15 protein-coding genes, 1 tRNA gene and 1 pseudogene are annotated in these 20,348 nt (G+C 62.4%); 7 read left to right on the top strand and 10 right to left on the bottom strand.

All coding sequences use genetic code 11. The annotated features are described in order from the left end of the window. Nucleotides 1-27: 27 nt before the first annotated feature. Both J2X76_RS04510 and J2X76_RS04515 read right to left on the bottom strand, forming a co-directional pair. On the bottom strand, nt 28-1,860 hold the full coding sequence (locus tag J2X76_RS04510) for a TRAP transporter large permease subunit (RefSeq protein WP_310213643.1): 1,833 nt from the start codon (nt 1,858-1,860) through the stop codon (nt 28-30). 23 nt (nt 1,861-1,883) lie between these two features. Further along, nucleotides 1,884-2,023, bottom strand: a pseudogene (locus J2X76_RS04515) (alkanesulfonate monooxygenase); the annotation flags it as partial. A gap of 254 nt (nt 2,024-2,277) precedes the next feature. Here J2X76_RS04515 and J2X76_RS04520 point away from each other — a divergent pair. Together J2X76_RS04520 and J2X76_RS04525 are read left to right on the top strand one after the other, a co-directional pair. Continuing rightward, nucleotides 2,278-4,530 carry an EAL domain-containing protein gene (locus J2X76_RS04520; RefSeq protein WP_310213644.1) on the top strand — a complete coding sequence of 751 codons (2,253 nt, stop codon included), beginning with the start codon at nt 2,278-2,280 and terminating at the stop codon, nt 4,528-4,530. 6 nt (nt 4,531-4,536) lie between these two features. Continuing rightward, the gene (locus J2X76_RS04525; protein ID WP_310213646.1) at nt 4,537-6,447 is read left to right on the top strand and encodes a sensor histidine kinase; all 1,911 of its coding nucleotides are present in this window, start codon (nt 4,537-4,539) and stop codon (nt 6,445-6,447) included. A gap of 8 nt (nt 6,448-6,455) precedes the next feature. On the opposite strand, the gene J2X76_RS04530 is transcribed toward J2X76_RS04525, so the two are convergent. From J2X76_RS04530 to J2X76_RS04540, 3 genes are all read right to left on the bottom strand, one after another. Next, entirely contained in the window at nt 6,456-7,232 is a 777-nt protein-coding gene (locus J2X76_RS04530; RefSeq protein WP_310213648.1) for a molybdopterin-dependent oxidoreductase, read from the bottom strand. Next, nucleotides 7,229-8,071: a cytochrome b/b6 domain-containing protein gene (locus tag J2X76_RS04535; RefSeq protein ID WP_310213651.1), complete on the bottom strand. Its 843-nt coding sequence runs from the start codon at nt 8,069-8,071 to the stop codon at nt 7,229-7,231. Before J2X76_RS04535 ends, J2X76_RS04530 begins: the two co-directional genes overlap by 4 nt. 96 nt (nt 8,072-8,167) lie before the next feature. Continuing rightward, a complete protein-coding gene (locus J2X76_RS04540) occupies nt 8,168-8,428 on the bottom strand; it encodes a pentapeptide MXKDX repeat protein (RefSeq protein ID WP_113129742.1) in 261 nt (86 codons plus the stop codon). 185 nt (nt 8,429-8,613) lie between these two features. Here J2X76_RS04540 and J2X76_RS04545 point away from each other — a divergent pair, with 185 nt between their 5' ends. Beyond that, nucleotides 8,614-9,162 (top strand): sigma-70 family RNA polymerase sigma factor, encoded by a 549-nt coding sequence (locus tag J2X76_RS04545; RefSeq protein WP_113129741.1) that lies wholly within the window; start codon nt 8,614-8,616, stop codon nt 9,160-9,162. After that, the gene (locus J2X76_RS04550) at nt 9,159-9,803 is read left to right on the top strand and encodes an NrsF family protein (protein WP_113129740.1); all 645 of its coding nucleotides are present in this window, start codon (nt 9,159-9,161) and stop codon (nt 9,801-9,803) included. Before J2X76_RS04545 ends, J2X76_RS04550 begins: the two co-directional genes overlap by 4 nt. A gap of 87 nt (nt 9,804-9,890) precedes the next feature. On the opposite strand, the gene J2X76_RS04555 is transcribed toward J2X76_RS04550, so the two are convergent. Beyond that, nucleotides 9,891-9,967, bottom strand: a tRNA-His gene (locus J2X76_RS04555). Nucleotides 9,968-10,092: 125 nt separating this feature from the next. Then, a complete protein-coding gene (locus J2X76_RS04560) occupies nt 10,093-10,539 on the bottom strand; it encodes a phasin (RefSeq protein ID WP_113284028.1) in 447 nt (148 codons plus the stop codon). Between the two features lie 237 nt (nt 10,540-10,776). Here J2X76_RS04560 and J2X76_RS04565 point away from each other — a divergent pair, with 237 nt between their 5' ends. From J2X76_RS04565 to J2X76_RS04575, 3 genes are all read left to right on the top strand, one after another. Then, the gene (locus J2X76_RS04565; protein WP_310213656.1) at nt 10,777-14,721 is read left to right on the top strand and encodes an ATP-binding protein; all 3,945 of its coding nucleotides are present in this window, start codon (nt 10,777-10,779) and stop codon (nt 14,719-14,721) included. Between the two features lie 562 nt (nt 14,722-15,283). Further along, entirely contained in the window at nt 15,284-17,143 is a 1,860-nt protein-coding gene (locus J2X76_RS04570) for an AsmA-like C-terminal region-containing protein (protein ID WP_310213658.1), read from the top strand. Between the two features lie 28 nt (nt 17,144-17,171). Beyond that, the gene (locus tag J2X76_RS04575; RefSeq protein WP_310213661.1) at nt 17,172-17,417 is read left to right on the top strand and encodes a hypothetical protein; all 246 of its coding nucleotides are present in this window, start codon (nt 17,172-17,174) and stop codon (nt 17,415-17,417) included. Between the two features lie 3 nt (nt 17,418-17,420). On the opposite strand, the gene J2X76_RS04580 is transcribed toward J2X76_RS04575, so the two are convergent. From J2X76_RS04580 to J2X76_RS04590, 3 genes are read right to left on the bottom strand one after another with little or no spacing between them, the layout of a single operon-like run. Further along, nucleotides 17,421-18,239: an ABC transporter permease gene (locus J2X76_RS04580; RefSeq protein ID WP_310213663.1), complete on the bottom strand. Its 819-nt coding sequence runs from the start codon at nt 18,237-18,239 to the stop codon at nt 17,421-17,423. 1 nt (nt 18,240) lies between these two features. Beyond that, nucleotides 18,241-19,158, bottom strand: a complete 918-nt coding sequence (locus J2X76_RS04585; RefSeq protein ID WP_310213665.1) for an ABC transporter permease subunit — start codon at nt 19,156-19,158, stop codon at nt 18,241-18,243. Nucleotides 19,159-19,172: 14 nt separating this feature from the next. Next, nucleotides 19,173-20,330, bottom strand: a complete 1,158-nt coding sequence (locus J2X76_RS04590; RefSeq protein ID WP_113129732.1) for an ABC transporter ATP-binding protein — start codon at nt 20,328-20,330, stop codon at nt 19,173-19,175. Nucleotides 20,331-20,348: the final 18 nt, after the last annotated feature.

A 20,348-nucleotide genomic window follows, 5' to 3' on the forward strand; every position in this document is an offset into this window, starting at 1 on the left:
TCTCAAGGTCCCGGAGATGTGAAGCGGTTAAACGATGATCGCCCAGGCGCAGAGGATCGCCAGGGAAACGAGAAGTGCGAGCAGGTAGGGCACGACCGCCCTGAACAGCGCGGTCGCGGGAATGCGGGTGACACCGCTGACCACGAAGATCAACATGCCGAGCGGCGGCGTCAGGCCGTGGATCATCAGGTTGACCACGATGATGACGCCGAAATGGATCGGATCGATGCCGGCGGCAACGGCTGCCGGCAGCAGGATCGGCCCGAACAGCAGGATCGCCGCGCCGATATCGAGCACCAGCCCGACCACCAGCAGGATGAGGTTGGAAAGGATGATGACCGCCAGCGCGCTGCCGCCGAGCACAGTCACGAAATCTGAAACCAGGCCCGAGACGTTGTCGACCGCAAGCAGGAAGGCGAAAGGTCCGGCGGTGCCGATCAGGAGGCCGATCGCGGCGGATTCGGTTGCCGCCTGGCGGAACGAGGCGAGCAGCGAGCCCGCGCCGATCCTGCCCCAGATGGCCAGGATAATCGTATAGAACGCCGCAAGAGCCGCCGCCTCGGTGGTGGTGACGATGCCGATGCGGATACCCACCACGACGATGATGCCGAGGCCGAAGGCGGGAATGGCGGAGATGGCCGCCTGCCGGCGCTCGCGTCCGGAGGCGCGCGGCAGGGCGACCTGTTCGCGGATCGATAGATGGATGGCGACGGCCAGGCAGATCGCCATCAGGCCGCCGGCGAAGAAACCACCGACCAGCAGCGAACCGACCGAGAGGTTGGTGGCTGTCGCCAGGATCAGGAAGGCGATCGACGGCGGAATGACGTTGTCGAGCACCGAGGTGGCAGCGATGATCGCGCCGGCCTGTGCCGGCGGATAACCGTGCTTGACCAGTTCCGGCTGGAAGGTGGAGGCCCCGAAGGCGGCGTTAGCGACCGAAGAGCCCGACGCGCCGGAAAACAGCACGCTGGTCAGCAGCGTCGTCTGCGCCAGCCCGGCACGGCGGTGGCCGACCATGGAGGCGGCGAACCGGACGAGCTGGTTGGCGACGCCCGAAGCGGTGAGCAGCCCACCGGCCAGCAGGAAGAAGGGAATGGCAAGCAGCAGGAATTTCGACATGCCGGTCACCGTCGAGGAAACGATCGCCGGCTCCGGCAGGCTGCTGCCGAAGGCGATCGCCACGTAGGCGGCGGCGAGAAACGCATGCGCCAAGGGCGCGGCCAGAACGAGGCCGAACGCCGCGACCAATGCCAGGAACAGGCTCGGCGGCAGTTCGCTGTCGACGAAAATTTTGGGAATGCCGAAATAAAGCGCGGCCCCAAGACCGAGAGAGATCAGCACCGGCAGCGCCCTGCCCTCGGCGATCCGTTGCAGGAGAAGCACCAGCAGGATCAACACGCCGCCCGCGCCGAGGAAACCGAAGCGGATCCACTCCGGAACCCCGAGCGTCGGAGAAGTGCCGCCGAGCATAGCCATGATCTCCGAGCCGCCGAACAGGAGGATCAGGGCCGCCAGCACGGTAAAGACGTCCGCCAGCATATGGGTCGCCGGCAGCACCCGGGCGGGCAGCAGACGCACAAAGACGTCGAGCCGCATGGCCAGCGCGCTGTTGAGGCTGAGCGGCGCGCCGACTGAAATCAGCGCCACATGTAGCCAGATGCCGAGGTCCTCGGCGCCGATGAAGCCGGTATTGAAGAAATAGCGCAGGCAGACGCTGACCAGCACCACCGTCAGCAGAACGGCAAGGATGAGCGCCGCAACGACGCCGAGGACAGTCTCGACGCCCTTCAGCACCCTCGTCGCGATACCATCGCTGGGGATGGCCGTCTGCTCGAGACAATCGGATTGGCTGGCTGCCACGGGCTGTTACCTTCGCAGGGGGATCAGGCGGTTCCGACCGTGGAAAGGTCACGATCGAAAAGCACCGACCCGGTGAAATGACGCGCTGCCGGGCCTCGCGGGCAAGATCGAGACGCGGCAGTACCTTTTCGCCGAAGCGACAGGCTTCCTCAAGCAGCGGCATGTCCTAAAGTATAAAAGTTTTGCACGCCAACCTCGCCGTCTCCGAGAAGTTTTTGGGCTGGCTTCGAGGTCGATTGCAACCGAAACAATGGTTTACAGACGACGGACGGCGGACGCCGCCAGAGCGGCAAGCAAATCCTGTGGGGCAAATTTTCCCTGCCTCCTTTTTTGCGAGACATGCTAGGTTTTGGATGGATTAATGGATTCGCGGAAAAGCAGGGGGAAACCCTTGCGCGGCAATCGGGGGATGTGTCCGTGGGCGATATCGAAAACGAAACGCAATCTCAGGATTTCTTCCAGTTTCAACCCGAGGCGGCGGCCGAGACGCCAGCCTCGTCCGGGGAATTCCGCGCCGAGATGCATGACTTCACCATCTTGAGCGTCGATGACGACGAAATGTTCCAGAATTCCCTGAAGCTTTCCCTGGCGGGCTTCAGCTATCGCGGCATCGCTCCGCGCATATTGTCCGCCAGTTCCGCCAACGAGGCTGCCAAACTTCTGCTCGAGAACCCTTCCACCGCGGTCCTGCTGCTCGATATCGTGATGGAGACGGACGATGCGGGGCTGAGGCTGGTTCGAACAATCCGCGAGGTTCTCGGGAATTCGCAGCTGCGTATCGTCCTGCTGACGGGACAACCGGGCATGGCCCCGATGCAATCATCGCTCGAGACCTACGATATCAGCGATTACTGGCTGAAGACCGACCTCACCAACGAGCGGCTTCACAGCATCCTCACCGCAAATCTCCGGACGTTCGAGCAGATCGACGTGCTGAACCGCGCCCGCCGGGGCCTCCAGAGCATTGTCGAGGCCAGCAATAGCCTGGCGAGGTCGTCGGGGTTTGAGGATTTCTCCCGCCGGATGATCCACGAACTGGCCGCGCTTCTCGGCGTCGGCGAGGACGGCATCGTCTGTGTTCGCGGGCGTGACCGCGAACAGCCGCCGAAGATCGTCGGATCGGCCGGACGTTTCGCTTCCGTGCTCAACCAGACCCTCGACACCATCAGTGACGAATCCGTTCGGGACCTGATCCAGCGCTCGCTTGGCGAGCAGGCGAATATCGAGACGGCGATGGCGCAGGTCCTGTTTTTCCCGGGCCAGGCGGTTGCCCCTCCCGCGGCGGCCTATATCGCGACGAACAGGCGGATCGACGATACGGAGCGCGAACTGCTGCGGGTTTTCGCGACCAATATCGGCACCGGTCTGATCAACGTGGCGCTGACCAGCCAGCTCGACCGCATCGCCTACGAAGACGGCCTGCTCGAAATTGCCAATGGCAATGCGCTGAAGCGCGGCGTGCAGGCTGCGCTTGAAATTCCCCCGCCCCGCAGGCGGAAAGTCCTGTTCATCGAGCTCAACCAATATGCGAGAAGCTGCGTCTCGCTTGGCGTCGAACAGGGCGAGCGGCTGTTGCGCGCCTTTGCAAAGCGCCTGGCGGTGGCCTTTCCGCCTCCATGCCTGATCGCCCGTTTGCACGAGGATGTGTTTGCCGTGCTCGGACCGGAATATCTGGTGCGGATCGAGTATGTGAACCGCCTCGAAGCGGAGGCCCAATCTCCCGAGGCCCTGTTTTTCGGCGCAGAGGCGGCCTCCCTCGATCTCAATCACTTCACGTCGGCGCAAAGTGCCATCGCCACGGGGCTTCTCCTCCTGAAGAAGGCCGGCCTGAAGGAGGCAAGCGGACAACTCGTCGAATACGACCCCAAGATCGAAGAGGAGACCCGGCGCCGGTTCGATCTTTCGCAGCAGCTTTACAAGGCGGTGCTCAATCGGGAAATCCATATCGTATTCCAGCCGCAGATCGACCTGACCGACAACCGGATTGTCGGCGCGGAAATTCTGGCGCGCTGGACCCGCTCCGACGGGACGAGCATTCCTCCGGCGGATTTCATCCCCCTGGCGGAAGCGAACGGGCTGATCGTGCCCCTCGGCCAGCAGATCCTGGAACTGGCCTGCAGCGCTTTGCGATCGATGGACGAAGCGGGATTTCCGGCGGTCACCGTCGCCGTCAATGTTTCGCCGGTCCAGATCGGGCGCAAGGAATTCATCGACGAACTGATCGCGACCACGCGGCGCTACGGCCTGTCGCCGGACCGCCTGGAACTGGAGATTACCGAAACGGTCGCGATGGAAGACTTCCAATACGCCAACAACGTGCTCTCACTTCTCAAACGAGAAGGTTTTGCGATTGCGATCGACGATTTCGGTACCGGGTATTCCTCCCTGACGACACTCCGGTCGTTCGAGGCCGCCACGCTCAAGATCGACCGGTCCTTCGTTGCCGATCTCGGACGCGCCAGCCAGAACGAGACGATCGTCGAGATGATCATCCGGCTTGGCGAGCGCATGAACATGCGTGTGCTTGCCGAGGGTGTCGAGACAGAACAGCAGGCGGAATGGCTGCGGTCGAGAAAATGCACTTTGGTGCAGGGCTATCTTTACGCCAGGCCGGAACCCTTCGAGCAATTTCTCGCAAGGCTGCGGAATTCACCGATCAAGACTGCGTAGCTGCCAATGATCGCAAGGACAGAACCCCGCATCTTCTCATCTTTCCGGACCGCTTATCGCCATCGCAAGCGGCTCGCCCTCTTCGTGATACCCTGGGTCGTCGGGCTTGGCGTCGGTGTGCCGTTGCTTTGGCATCAGATCGGCGTGAACGCGCGGGAGCCTCAGATCCGCAACCGAGAGGAGACCCTGTCGCAGGCCTACGACATTCTCGGCCGCACCCTGGACCGGCTCGGTCGCGACGCCCTGTTTCTCGCCGACCTGCAATCGCGCTTCGGCGAGCCGGGCGCCCCGCTCACGCCGATGAGCGTGGAGATATTCCAGAGCTTCGCCGCCAGCTCGCCGGATTACGATCAGGTTCGGTGGCTGGATACGGAGGGCAATGAGCGGCTGCGCGTCAACCATCGCGGCGGCGGCGAGCCGGTTGTGGTTGCCCAGGAGCAGTTGCAGAACAAAGCGGACAGGCCTTACTTTCGCGACACGGTCGCGCTGCCGCTGAATGGCCTGTATTTCTCCGCTCTCGACCTCAATATCGAAAACGGCGTCGTCGAAGTGCCGCATCTGCCGACGCTGCGCGTTGCAAGTCCTGTTTTCCACAACGGCATCAAGCAGGGTATCATCGTCATCAACTATCGCGGCACGCGGTTGCTCGAACGCCTGAAACGGCTCGACATGAGCGTTGACCTCTATCTGATGAACCAGGCGGGATATTGGGTCCAGGGACCCGACCCAAAGGCGAATTGGGCCTGGCAGCTCGGGGCTCCGGCACAGGACCCGGCTCAGGCGGACCGACTTCAGGCGGTCAGCAAGGGCGGCAGGGGTCTTTTCAACAGGGGCGGCGAGGATTGGAGCTACCGGCGCTTCGACCCCGGCGCGGGCCTGCTGACCTCCGGCGAGGTCGCGGAAATGCGCGCCCCGGGTGCCAGTCTCTATCTGCTTGCCCGCGACGCAGCGGGCGCGACCGACAGCCAGGAAACAAGGGGCAAACTCATTCTCGGCCTGGTGGCGACCGTTCTTGCCGCAGTTGCGCTGGCGGTCACAGGCCGCCTGGCCAATGGCATGGAGGCAGAAGCGGAATGGGCACGACAAATGGAGGAGGCGAACAGGACGCTGCGGGAGACCAATGAAAAACTGGGCGTCACTCAACGCGAACTCGCGCGCGCCGAACGGCTGTCCTCGCTGGGCCTCATGGTTGCGGGCGTCGCCCACGAGATGAATACGCCGCTTGGAAGTGCGGCGCTCGTGCTCAGCAAGGCCGCCAACGACCTCAGGCTTTTCAAGGAAAAGGTCACCACGGGGCTGCGCCGCTCCGACCTCGACCTCTATATCGCAGACAGCGACGTCAGCCTCGACATGGTGCGGGATGCCATACATCGATGCACCGCGCTGGTTCAACGGTTCAAGCAGGTCGCGGTGGACCGGGCGACATTGGAGCGACGGGATATCAATCTGGCTGCCTTCATTCCCGATGCGGATCCGCGCCTGCGCAAATGGGACGCCAGCGCCGGCATCAGCCTGACGATGGACGTGCCCGATGCTCTGATAATAACCACCTATCCGGGGCCTTTTGCCCAGGTCCTGTCCAACCTTGTCAACAATTCCCTGCTGCATGCCTTCGAAGCAGGCAAACCCGGCATGATCACGATCAATGCCCGTAGATCGGGAGATCAGGTCCTCATCGAGTTCGCCGACGACGGTCGCGGTATCAGCGGAACGGATATAGAAAAGATATTCGAGCCGTTCTTTTCAACCGCCCGTCACAGCGGCGGTACCGGGCTTGGACTACACATCGTCCATCAGATCGTCACCGAGGTTCTCGGCGGGACGATCAATGTCGAAAGTCCGCCGAGAGACAGGGCACGCGGCACGCGGTTCATCATCCGGCTTCCCAGGACGGCCCCGGCTCAGGCGGAAACCTGAGCTTCGGCTCAGATCCCTGCATACCATTCGTAGCCGCGATCCTCCCAGAACCCCCCGCCGCCGCCGTAAAGGCGGCCGAGATCGGCCACGGCCTCGATGCGGGTCAGATATTTCGCCTGCTTGTAGCCGAGCTGCCGCTCGACACGCAACCTCAACGGTGCGCCATGAGCGACTTCAAGATCGCGGCCGTTCATGGTGTGAGCGAGAATGGTCTGCGGGTGAAAGGCATCCACCAGGTCGATGCTCTCGTAATACCAGCCGCTGCCGTCCAGCGTCTTTTCGTATTCGTCGGCGCAATGGAAAACGATGTAGCGAGCTTCAGGCTTGAGGCCGGCTGTCTTGAGCAGAGCACCGAGCGGCACGCCGGTCCATTTGCCGATTGCGCTCCAGCCCTCGACGCAGTCGTGCCGGGTGATCTGGGTGCGGGCCGGCAGGGCTTTCAGTTCGGCAAGCGACAGCTGCATGGGCTTGTCGACAAGACCGCCGACCTCGAGCTTCCAGGTGGAAAACTGCCGGTTCATCCAGTCGAGATATTGCGGGTTGTCCGGCATGCTGGTGCCGTTGGCGCGGAAGACCGGAGACAGATCGGCCTCGGTGAACTCGCGCGCCAGCGCATCGTCGCCGAGAAGGAAGCGCTGGGTCTTCATCGAAAAGCCCTCGGCGATCTTGAGCACCGATTTCGTCCGGTCGCTTTCTACGATCGCGTCGCAGCCACTCAAACCCAGCGCGGAGGCCGTCATGGTCGCGCCGATCAGGAAGCGGCGCCGGGTGATGATACGGCTCATTGTCTGTCCTCCTGTTCGATGGCGTAGTAGCCGGTGATCATCGAACGCAAGTTGTTGAAGACTCCCGACAGGATCACCATCGCGACGTGGACCACAACGAAGGCCGTGAGCGAAAAGGCGGTCAGGAAGTGGATCGTGCGGGCCGATTGCCGGCCACCGAAGACATCGAGCAGCCACGGCGCAACGGCATTGAAGCCGGGCGACATGGTGAGCCCTGTGAGGATCATCAGCGGCAGCAGAAGGAAGATCACGGCGGCGTATGTCAGCTTCTGCAACGTGTTATAGTGCCGCGCCTCAGCTCCCTTCGGAAACCGCAGCCGGGCGTGATTGACGATTTCGTGGCCTATATGGGCGGGCGTGAGCTCGCTCCCGGCGGGCAGGATATCCCGGCGCAAATGCCGGCTGAACAGGCCGTAGGCGAGATAGATGAAGCCGTTGATGACGAACAGCCAGGCAAAGAAGAAATGCCAGCGCCGGCCGGTGGCGAGATCCTGGTAGCTCGGAATCGTCAGCCAGTCGGGGAAACCGCGCGCGCTCGCCTCGCCGTCCACTTCCGAAAGGCCGAGAAAGCCGGTGGTGTCGAAGGTCAGCGAGCCGACACGGGTGAGGCCTTTGGCCTTGTCGCCGTCTTCCACCGCCTCCATGGATATGAAGGAAGGGTCGTTGTCGGCACCATATTGGCCCCAATAGAGCGCCGGGTGGGCATTGAAGATCTGCAGCCCGCTGAAAAGCAGCACGGTCATGCAGAAGACGTTCACCCAGTGCGACAGGCGCACGAGCAGGCTGTGGCGGTAGATGACAATCCGGCCGGTCGCAGCGCCGGCATCGATCGTGGCCATGGTGTTTTCCTCCGAACGCAGACAATGGGCTTTTGCAGGGATACGCGGCCGCCGGACGAAAAGTTTCAGCGGCCGCGCTCCTACCGTTTCATCGCGTCACTTCATCGCGTCGCAGGCCTTCATCATCTCGGACTTCTTCATCGCATCCTTTTCCATGCCGGCCTTGTGCATGCAGTCGGTCTTGGTGCTGCCGGTCGCCATCGAGTCCTTCTTCATCGAATCCTGCTTCATGGCGTCGGTTTTCATCGAGTCCTTCTTCATCGCGTCGGAGCTCATGCCCTGGGCGCTTGCAGCGCCGGCAAGAGAAAGGCCGACGACGAGGGTGCAGGCGGCAAGGCTGGAAAGAAGCTTGGTCATGGATATCCTCCTGGGATCAATCAATGTGTCCGCCGGGTGCCTGCCGAGGGCTCACAACCACCCATTCGAACCGCATGGAAAGTCGTTACAGCTTCACGGCGATGTGATAGGCCTGAGGCACACGGAATATTTTCGATTCCGCCTGTAACCGTTTACGGGCTTTTCCGAATGATCATTGAAACAGCATGACAAGCGCCCATTCGGAAGAAGCCCTGAAGGCCCTGATGCTTCTGTCCCTCGACGGGGACGAGGCAGCCTACCGGCGTCTGCTCAACGCGGTGCGCGTCCTGCTGGTCGGATATTACGGCCGCCGGATGGCTGCTGCGACGAAAGCGGACATGGAAGACCTTGTCCAGGAGACACTGCTGGCACTGCATTCCCGTCGGGCGACCTACGACCGCGAGCGGCCGTTCACGGCGTGGTTCTTCTCGATTGCCCGCTACAAGCTGATCGACCACCACCGCGGCCGCGGCGGCCGCATGATGGCGGAAACGGAGCTCGGTGAGGATTTCGAGAGCGACTACAGCGAGGATGCCGTCACCGCGCGGATGGATGTCGAGCGGCTTCTACAAGGCCTGCCGGCGAAACAGCGGGAGTTGATACGCCAGGTGAAGCTCGAGGGGCAATCGGTCGCCGATACGGCAAGCCGGACCGGCCAATCGGAATCGGCGATCAAGGTCGGCATTCACCGGGGGCTCAAGACACTGGCGGAGAAATTGCGAGGCGGAAGGTGAGAAAGACGGACGACATCATCGACAGGCTGGCGGGCGATCTGAAGCCGGTGCCCCGGAATGCGCTCAAGCGGCGGTTCATGCTCGGCATCCTGCCGGCGCTCGCCGTATCGCTGTTGCTGATGCTTGCGATCCTCGGCCTGCGCATCGATATGGCCGAAGCGCTGATGCTGCCGGTCTTCTGGGTCAAATCCGCCTACAATGCCCTGCTGGCGGTTGCGGCTTTTCTCGCCGCCTACCATCTGGCGCGGCCGGACGGTTCCCGAGGACGATTCTTCCAGGCCGTAGCGGCCATCGTCGCGGCAATGGCCGTGATCGCGGTCGCCCAGCTGATGATGTCGCCGGCCGAAAGCTATCGCAAGCTGATCGTCGGGTCTTCGGCGCTCCATTGCCCAGCGCTGATCTTCCTTTTCGCAATTCCGGTGTTTTCCGGCAACGTCTGGGTGCTTCGCCGGAGCGCGCCGACCGACCTGAAGCTCACCGGCTTCATCGCCGGCATTGCGGCCGGCGCTGCCGGCGCCTGGGTCTATTCCTGGTTCTGCACCGAGAACGGCATGCCCTTCGTGCTGATCTGGTATTCGCTCGGGATCCTGCTGACGGGCATCGTCGGCTCGCTCACGGGGCCGCGCCTGTTGCGCTGGTAAGCCTGCGCCCGCTCATGAACCTGCAGAGGGCGGCGGCCGCAAGACGGCCAGCGGCGTCAATTCCGATAATATTGGAGAGTGGAAAAATGGTACGGTTGGGGGGTCTCGAACCTCCGACCTCAGGTGCCACAAACCTGCGCTCTAACCAACTGAGCTACAACCGCACAAGCGCCCTTGGGCGCCGTTGGGGGGTCACATACGGCGATCGGACTTCTTTTGCAAGTCCTTTCCGCAAATAGAAGAGGCCGGAGCATGCTCCGGCCTTCTCCTTGAAATCAAGCTTTCGAAATCAGGCGGCCTTGAAGGTCGTGATGGCCTTCTCAGCGGCTTCCTTGCCCGGCTTCGTGACGTCTTCAGCGATCTTGCGGGCGGCTTCCTGCATGGACTTGGCCTGCTCGACGGTGATTTCTGCCTGCTTGCGGATGAAGCCGGTCTGCAGCTCGATCAGTTCTGCAAAGGACTTGACGCCGAGCAGCGATTCCATGTGGGTCAGCGAGATTTCGGCATTGGTGCGCAGCGCGTCGATGGCCTTGAGGCCGAGTTCGACAGAGCCTGCCTGGGCCGACTGCATTGTGGATTCCACCGTTTTGGTGGCTTCCTCGGCAGCGGCTTTCATCTTAGCATAAGCTTCGCGAGACTGGGTGGCACCCTTTTCGGCGAAGTCGCGGAAGCCTTCGGTCAGCTTGGACGGATCGAAAGCGGAGAAAGAAAAGATATCGTCAGTCTTGTATGCCATCGTTTTAGGTCCTCGTTGGCGATTTCTTCGGCAGAACCGAAGATGTCATGCCTCTTATATAGACCATCTCGTTGTGCATTGCAATATCATTGTGCGCTGCACAATAAAATGAATCGCGGAATTAACCCTATCAGAGGTTTGGAAGGCGCCGCTCTCGACCCGAGGGCTGGGGAGCGTTATTAACAATCCGTTAAACTACGTAGAAATCCGGTCACAAACGCCCTGTAGGTTTTGCCTATGTCCGCAGTCCAATACCCGTTCATCGATATTGCCGTGCACGAGCGCGTCCGCGATCGTTTTGCGGCGGGCGAAGCGATCGTGCTGTTTTCCCCGGACATGAAAAGCCCGCTCTGGGCGAATGGACGCGGCGCCGATCTTTTCGGCTTCGGCTTCATCTACGACTTCCTCGACCAGGGTCCGAACCGCGTCGACATCGCCTTCCGCCAGGTCGAGGCGGCCGCGCGCCAGCTTGCCGAAGTCGGCGACATTCGTAACCTGACGATCCGCGTCGCTTCCGGTTTCCAGCGCATTCCCGTTCAGGCAGTCTGCGAGCTTATCCAGGTTCAGGGCGAAACGGCGGTGCTGTTCAGCGCGCCGGTGGAAAAAGGCAAGCTTTCGCGTTCCGCCTCGGCGGCGCGGATGATCGAAGGGTTCGACGATCCCGATACACATATGGCGGTCATCGATGAGAACGGCGAAGTGCTTGCAGCTTCGGCCGAATTCGCCGGGCTCAGGGTTACGACCCAGACCGCCAAGATGATGGCGACCATGGCGGGCGCCGATCCGAGCCGCCTCGTCAAGCGGCCGATCCCCACCTCCAAAGGCTATCTGCCCGCCGCCATCGGCAAGCTCTCCAGCGACCCGGCCCTGCATCTCCTGTTCACGGTCGAGACCGAACAGGCCCGGATCGCCGCCGAAAACGGCTACGAGCCGCGCGACGAGGTGCAGGCAGGGTCCGAAGGCGACGGGGCCGGCGCACGGACCGTTGTGGAAACCGCCGCCGCGATGGCCGGCGACGACGGCGAAGACTTCACGATCGAGGCGGTCCCGGCCGATGGTTTTGCCGATGTGATCGCTGCCGTGTCGGAAATCGAGGACACCGAGGAGCCGGAGGAAGAAATCCAGCTGGAAACCAGCGGGAGTTTCGCCGGTGTTCAATCCGCGGCACCCGAAGAACCGGGCGAGGACGCCGATACCGCCCCTTCAGCCGAAATGATCGAAACGACGGAAGAGCCGGTTTCCGAAACCGCGACGGCGGAAACCTCGGTCGCCGAACCTGTGATGATGGAAGCGGCGTCCGAAGGGGCCGTATCCGGAGCCGAGCCTGCGGCTGCCGAGGCCGCCGCAACGGAACCGGCTGGTTTCGTCTTTCGCCGCGATGGCCGCGCGACCCGCTTCGTCTGGAAGATCGATGCGGAAGGCCGTTTCAGGGAGGTCTCCGACGAATTTGCCGATGCAGTCGGCCCGCACGCCGCCGATATCAACGGCATGGCCTTTACCGATCTCGCCGCCCTTTTTCATCTCGACCCCGAAGGCAAGATCGCGGAACTGCTCAACAAGCGCGATACCTGGTCCGGCAAGACGATCTGGTGGCCGATCGAGGGCACGTCGCTTGTCGTGCCGGTCGATCTCGCCGCGCTGCCGACCTATACCCGCACCCGCGAGTTCGACGGTTTTCGCGGCTTCGGCATCGTGCGCATCGGCGATGCGGCCGAGGATCCGAATGCCGTCGGCCTGACGCTGACCCGCGCCGTACCGGAAGATGTCGTCGAACCGGAAGCGGAGACCGTTTCCGAAGCCGACGAGATGACGGCCGACGCAGTGGCGGAAATTACCGAGGCCGAGGAACATTCCGCGGACGCTGGCACCGAAGCTACAATCGTTGAAGCATCGGTTGGCACCGAGGTTCTGGCGGCCGATGAACCCGAGACGTTCGAAAAATCGGAAGTGGCTGAAGATGCCGAGCAGCCGGCCGCCGCCGAAGACATTTCCGCGGATGCCGCGCCTTCCGAGGACCTGCCCCTCGAAGAACCGCCGTCCGGGCCGATCGTCCAGGATGAACCGGAACCGTCCATCTCCGGCCGCCAGATCCCTTCCCTGCTCGACTGGCCGGCCGGTGAACGTCCGGCCCTGCGGATCGTCGAAAATGCCGGCCGCCGCCATTCCGACAAGGTCATCCAGCTTGAGGAGCGCCGCTCCAACCGGCGCGATGGGCTGACCCCGGTCGAGCAGGCGGCCTTCCGCGAAATCGCCCGCCAGCTCGACAATTTCGTCGGTCGCCGCAACGAAGAGAAGACGCCGGAGACCTCGAGTGCGGCGGAAGCACACGCAGTCGAACAGAGCGAACCAGCCGTGACCGCGCCGATCGAAGCCGCGCATGAGGCGGGAAGCGACGTACCTGCCGCGCCGGTTTCGGACCATGCAACCGAGGTTCCGACGGAAGCTTTCGGGGAGGCGGAAAACCCGCCCGAAGCTGCCTCTGCTTTCGAACCGGAAGAGATTTCCGAAGCCGAGGCGATGGCATTCGCCGAAGAGGCGAACGAGGCTTTTGCCGACACTCCGGCCCAGCCTGAAGAAGATGCCGCATCCCTGGCGGAAGAGCCTGCCGACCCGCATCCGGAACTTTCTGATCGCGAACTTTTGAGCCGGATGATTCCGGTACGCGAGCGGATCGGGCTTTCCCCCGAGATCGTCGACCAGATGCCGGTGGCGCTTCTCGTTCACAGCGGCGACCTCCTTCTTCACGGAAACCCGGAATTCCTGCGATTGACCGGCTATTCCTCCATCGACGATCTCGCCGAAGTCGGCGGTCTCGACGCGCTGCTGCAGCGCCAGGATCTCGAAGGCAAGACAACCGAAGCCGGCGGGATGGTCGTCGTGCGCGCCGACGATGTGCTGGTGCCGGTAACGGCGCGCCTGCAATCCGTCCGCTGGGACAACTCGACCGTCCTCATGCTGGCGCTGATGCCGGTCGTGGCCGAGGCGCAAGCCTCCAACGAAGGCAGCGAGGCGGCGGATGTCATTCCGCTGCGTGCCCCCCGCCCCGCCGACCAGCTCGCCAAGCTGCAGGTCGAGGTGACGGAACTGCGCGCCATCCTGGAAACGGCAACCGACGGCGTGGTGATCATCGGCGCGGAAGGCGACATACGGTCGCTCAACCGGGCGGCCAATGCGCTCTTCAACTACGACAACGAAGAGATCAACGGCAAACCCTTCGTGACGTTGTTTGCCCATGAGAGCCAGCGGGCGATCCTCGATTATCTCGCCGGACTTGCAGGCCACGGCGTCGCCAGCGTGCTGAACGACGGCCGGGAAGTCATCGGCCGCGAGGCATCCGGCGGCTTCCTGCCGCTGTTCATGACGATCGGCAAGCTGACTTCCTCGAACGGTTATTGCGCCGTCATCCGCGACATCACCCAGTGGAAGCGCACGGAAGAGGAGCTGCGGACAGCCAAGCGCGCCGCCGAAACCGCGAATGCTCACAAGAGCGAGTTTCTTGCCCATGTGAGCCATGAGATCCGCACGCCGCTCAACGCGATCATCGGGTTCGCCGACATGATGGCGACCGAGCGCTTCGGACAGATCGGCCACGCGCGTTACGTGGAATATGCCAACGACATCAGCCGCTCGGGCCGCCACGTTCTCGATATCGTCAACGACCTCCTCGACATCTCCAAGATCGAAGCCGGCGAGATGGAGCTCGATTTCGTCGCCGTCGGCCTCAACGAAACGGTTTCGGAAGCCGTGTCGCTGGTGCAGCCGCAGGCAAACGGCCAGCGCGTCATCATCCGCACGGCGCTCTCGCATGCCGTTCCGCAGGTGGTCGCGGATCCGCGATCGATCAAGCAGATCGTCCTGAACATCCTGTCCAATGCCATCCGTTTCACGCCGTCGGGAGGGCAGATCGTGGTCTCCACCGCCTACGAGACGAACGGCAACGTGGTGCTTCGCGTGCGCGATACCGGCATCGGCATGACACGCTCGGAGCTGGAACTCGCCATGAAGCCGTTCCGGCAGGTCGGGAGCGCCTCGCACAAGCGCGGAGACGGTACCGGGCTTGGCCTGCCGCTGACCAAGGCGATGGTCGATGCAAATCGCGCCGCCTTCGCGATCACTTCGGCGCCGAACGAGGGCACGTTGGTGGAAATCACCTTCCCCTCGCCACGTGTGCTGGCGAACTGATCCCGAGATCGCGACGGTTTCGATATTGTCACTCGGCCGGTGGATTTCGAGTTTCGAAATCGCGCAATTCCGCCAAAGACAATCATGAGTTGTATTTACTATCAAAAGAAAGGCAGCCGAAGCTGCCTTTTGAAGTTTAATGCTGTCCAACGAGGGTCGGTGGAGACGTCATGTCTATGAAAGCTCGCGGCTAGGCGTATTTCATACACGAGACGAAGCCATGTTGCTCCACTTTTGATCAAAGCGGCTTAATGGCGCGTTAACAGCGTTCATTTTCTGGAATTCGCGCCGGAAATGTGCCATATCGATACATATCCGGCCATCTGAATACCACCCATCCGATTTTTCCGTTGCGCCAAGGCCATCCCGAGGGGACCGTCGCTTCGGGCATGCAAGCGTCTCCTTGCGCTCGATGACCGCCCATCCGGGATCTATCCGTGTAACAGCCCGCAAGGTCGGACACGTCCGTATTTGCAGGCTGTTGCACGCATGACAGGGGGTGTATCGGAAGGCATTCCGCGGATTTGCGCGGGGACCGCATTTCCTATATGCGCGTGGAGCCATGCTCACCAACCCGATCGGACATCTGCGGAAGAACCTGGGCCGCCCGCTGGGCCGGCGGTCGCGCCGCGTTCTGATCGGGTCCATCATAGCGCTATGCCTCTTCTCGCTGTTCCAGCTCGTGGCTCCCTTCCTGATTTCATCGACGGTGGTACGGGAAAGCATGGAGCGGGCCGTCGCCGAATGGACCGGTCATGACGTGGAGATCGACGGGACACCGGATATCCGCTTTTGGCCTGAGCCCCGGATCACGCTGAGGGAGATCACCATCCGCAAGCAGGCGGAAGACGGCGAGCGCGTGCTTGGCCGGGTCGCGCGGCTTTCTGCCTCGTTCGATCTTCTGCAGGCCCTGGTCGGGCAGCCCGAATTCAAGGATTTTCGCCTTACCGATCCGGAAATCTATGTCCTCAGGGAAGCGGATGGCAGGCTCGACTGGGCGAATGACGGACTGCTCAGCCGCGCCGTGCGGGACGTGCAGCCGGATGGCAGCGGCCAGGTTCTGGCAGCGGACGACGATACGCGCATGGGCGATGTCCGTATCAGCAACGGGCTTTTCGAAGTCTCCGACGTCGTCAGCGGCCGGATCACGCGGTTGCAATCGATCAACGGCACGCTCGACTGGCCGTGGCTTTCCCGACGTCTGGAGCTCAAGGCAGATGCCAATTTCAATGGCAAGGCGCTGACGCTTGACATGAGCTCGACGCAGCCGCTGCTGTTGCTCTCGGGCAAAAGCGGAAATCTCTCCAGCACGATGACATCGGTTCTCTTTCATGGCCAGTTTCAAGGCGTCGCCAACCTTGCGGCGAATGCGTTTCTTTCCGGCGACGCAGAACTGACGGTTCCCGACCTTGCGGCGGCGATGAACTGGGCCGGCATGAACTTTACCGGCGTCGAACGCCTGAAAAGCTTTTCGCTGAAAACCCGGCTCGTCACCAATGACAGCATTCTGCGTTTCGACAATCTCTCACTCGGCCTCAACGACGCCAAGGCGACCGGTATACTCGATCTCATGCTGCTACCGGACAGGCCGGCGAGGCTCACCGGCACGCTCGCCTTCGACCGGATGGATCTTTCCGCGGCACTTGCCGCCATTGCGCCGCGCGCCCTGGGCGATACCAGCCGGACCAGCGGCCAGCTTGCCGATCTGGAACTCGATCTGCGGCTTTCGGCCCAGCAGGCGATGCTTGGGCGCTTCATGCTTTCGGAAGCGGCCGTCAGCGTCATGAATGTCGGCGACCAGTCGCGCATCGACATTGCCGACAGCGATTTCGAGACGGGCCGGCTGACCGGCCGGATCGCCACGGTGAAGGGCGGGACCGCCGGAGCCGTGGCGCTGCGCCTTGCCATTCAGGACGCGGATTTCGGCAATATCGTCAAGGAACTCGGACTTGCCGGCCCATTGCCCGCGGCACGCGGGTCGCTGGATCTCTCGCTCGACATCGACCGGCCACTGGAGCCGGAAGCATGGCGCAATGCCAAGGGAGCCGTGCGTTTCCGGGCGGAGCGAGGATCGCTTTCGGGGGTCAATCTCGCCGGCATCCGGCAGCTTGCGGCACAGAAGCCCTATTTCCCCTTGAGCGATGCCGGCAGCGGCAGTCTGGAGTTCGACCACATCGACATATCCGCCAATCTCGCGGATGGGTCTGCTGATATCCGGGAGGGAAGGATTACCGGCGCGACCGAGACGCTGACGCTTTCCGGCGTCATTCCGTATATCAACAACAGCCTCGCGCTTTCTGCAACCGTCGCGACCGCTGCAGCGGCGGCCGGCACCCCGCCGCTGATGGTCTTCATCGGCGGATCCTGGCCCAATCCCGTCATCTGGCCGGTTTCGCAAACCCCTGCCAAGCCCTTACAATGAGCCGAATCAACCGGATGGGGGTTATCTGGTGTCGCGATTCCTGATCAGCCTGTGCAAGGCGCTGCTCGCCTGCCTCATCATGGGGGCGGTGCTTAATCTGTTTGGTATCACCATGCCGGTGCTGCTCGCCGTTCTGCACCTGACGCCCGACGACATCCGGGTCGGGCTCGAAAATGCCTATCTCTGGTCGGTGCCGCGCATCGCGCTCGGGGCCGTCATCGTGCTGCCGGCCTGGCTGCTCATCTATATCTTCCTTCCGCCGCGCGGCGAATGAGCCTCAGGTCGTCCCGCGAAGGGCCGCATGCTCGTCGCGGATACGGCGCATTTCCGTCCGCTTGGTGCTGATCGAGGCAAGGATGACGCCGATGGTGACCAGCCCGATCAGGATGGTGCAGATCGCGTTGATCTCCGGCGTGACCCCAAGGCGGACCTGGCTGTAGATCTTGATCGGCAGCGTCGTGGCGCCCGGCCCGGTCGTGAAACTCGCGATCACCAGATCGTCCAGCGACAGGGTGAAGGCCAGCATCCAGCCGGCGATGACGGCCGGAAAGATCAGCGGCAGGGTGATCTTGAAGAAGGTCCTGACCGGCGGGCAGCCGAGATCGAGCGCCGCCTCCTCAAGGCTGCGGTCGAACGTCAGCAGCCGCGACTGCACGACGATCGCCACGTAACACATGGTGAAGGTCGTATGCGCGATGATCACCGTCCAGAAACCGCGGTCGATGCCGACGGCGACGAACAGCAGCAGCATCGACAGGCCGGTGATCACTTCGGGCATGACGAGCGGCGCGTAGATCATACCGGAAAACAGTGTCCGGCCCGGAAAGCGAACGAAGCGCACGAGGGAAAGAGCGGCGAGCGTGCCGAGTACGGTACCGATCGTGGCGCTGATGATACCGACACGCGCGGTTACCCAGGCGGCGTCCATGAGGCCCTGGTTCGACCACATGGTCTTATACCATTGAAGCGAGAACCCGCCCCAGACCGTGACCAGCTTCGAGGCATTGAAGGAATAGACCACCAGGATGACGATCGGGATGTAGAGAAAAGCGAAACCGAGGGTGAGGACGGTGGCGTCGAAACGGGACGATCTCATCTCATGCCACCTTCTTCTGCTGGTTCTGGAAGATCACGATCGGCACGACCAGCATGACCAGCAGGATGACCGCCACGGCCGAGGCAAGCGGCCAGTCGCGATTGCCGAAGAACTCCGTCCACAAGGTCTTGCCGATCATCAGCGTATCGGCGCCGCCGAGCAGGTCGGGGATGACGAACTCACCGGTGATCGGGATGAAGCAGATCATCGAGCCGGCAATCACGCCCGGCAGCGACAGGGGGAAGGTGATCTTCCAGAATGCCTTCCAGGGCGGGCAGCCGAGATCGCTCGCCGCCTCGAGAAGCGTATTGTCCATCTTCTCGAGCGCCGAATAGAGCGGCAGGACCATGAAGGGCAGGTAGGAATAGACGATACCGATAAACACGGCGTAGTCGGTTCTGAAAATCTGCACCTGATCGTCGGCGCCGAGAAGGCCGATCGCCTGGAACAGCAGCGTCAGCAGCCCGTCGGGCTTGAGGATGCCGATCCAGGCGTAGACGCGGATCAGGAACGAGGTCCAGAACGGCAGGATGACCAGCATGACCAGCGTCGGCCGCAGCATGGTCGGCGCGCGGGCCATGGCGAGCGCCATCGGATAACCGATCAGCAGCAGCAGGAATGTGGAGATCACCGCGATGCGCAGCGAAGACAGGTAGGCCTCGATGTAAAGCGGATCGCCGGTCAGGAAAAGATAGTTGTCGAAGTCGAGCTGCGAGACGAACTCGCCAATCGCCCCAAACCCCTTGAACAGCGGCGTATAGGGCGGCAGGGCGATCGCCGTCTCCGACAGCGAGATCTTCACGATGATGAGGAAGGGCGCTGCGAAGAACAGCAGCAGCCAGACATAGGGTACCGCGACCACCAGCCAGCGGGCGGGATTGGATCGGTTGGCGGGGTGGGTTTCGGAAACGCTTGCCATCTCCCTGCCCCCGCTCAGCGCGTCAGCACGAGGCCGGCGTCGACCGGCCAGGTGAGCCAGACCATGTCGCCGAAAGTGATCGGCCGGTCGACGAGGCGGGAAACGTTGGCCTGGGCAGCGCGGACGATACGGCCATCGGCAAGCTTGACGAGAAAAACCGAGAAGTCGCCGAGATAACCGATATCCCAGACCTCACCATAGACCGCATTGGCGGAGGTATCCGCCGGCTGGTCGGGCGAGATGCGTACCTTTTCCGGACGGATCGCGAAGGCGACCTTGTCGCCCTTGACCGCCTGGCATTCCTGTTCGACGGAGACCGCAATGCCGTCGCAATCTATTCTTACCGCGCCCGGCGCGCCGAGTGCGCTCGCCGTCGCGGCGATCGTTCCTTCGAGAATGTTGATGTCACCGATGAAATCCGCGACATAGCGGCTGTTTGGCGCTTCGTAGATCTCGGCCGGCGTCGCCACCTGCATGATGATACCCTTGTCCATGACCGCGATCCGGTCGGACACGGTCATCGCCTCTTCCTGGTCGTGAGTGACGATCAGGAAGGTCAGGCCGAGTTCGGTCTGGATGTCCATGAGCTCGAACTGCGTCTCTTCGCGCAGTTTCTTGTCGAGTGCGCCGAGCGGCTCGTCGAGCAGCAGCACCTTGGGACGCTTGGCGAGCGAGCGGGCGAGAGCGACGCGCTGGCGCTGGCCGCCGGAGAGCTGGTTCGGCTTGCGCTTGGCGAACCGTTCCAGCTTGACGAGCTTCAGCATTTCCTCGACGCGGGTGGCGATCTCACCCTTCGGCAGGTTGTCCTGTTCCAGGCCGAAGGCGATATTCTTTTCGACCGTCATATGCGGAAAGAGCGCATAGGACTGGAACATCATGTTGGTCGGCCGGCGATAGGGCGGCACGCCGGAAATGTCCTTGCCCTGCAGCAGGATGCGGCCTTCGGTCGGCTCCTCGAAGCCGGCGAGCATGCGCATCAAGGTCGTCTTGCCGCAGCCGGAGGGGCCGAGCAGCGAAAAGAATTCCCGCTCGTAGATATCAAGCGTCAGGTTGTCGACGGCGGTAAAATCGCCGAACCGCTTGGTGATGTTTTCGAAACGGATGAAAGGAACCGCCGAAGGATCGGTCCACGGAGAAAATTTGCGCTTAACCGGTCCGAGAGATTTCGCCATGTTTGGCCCACTTGCCCC

It is taken from the genome of Neorhizobium sp. 2083 (assembly GCF_031455615.1).
Classification (GTDB): domain Bacteria; phylum Pseudomonadota; class Alphaproteobacteria; order Rhizobiales; family Rhizobiaceae; genus Neorhizobium.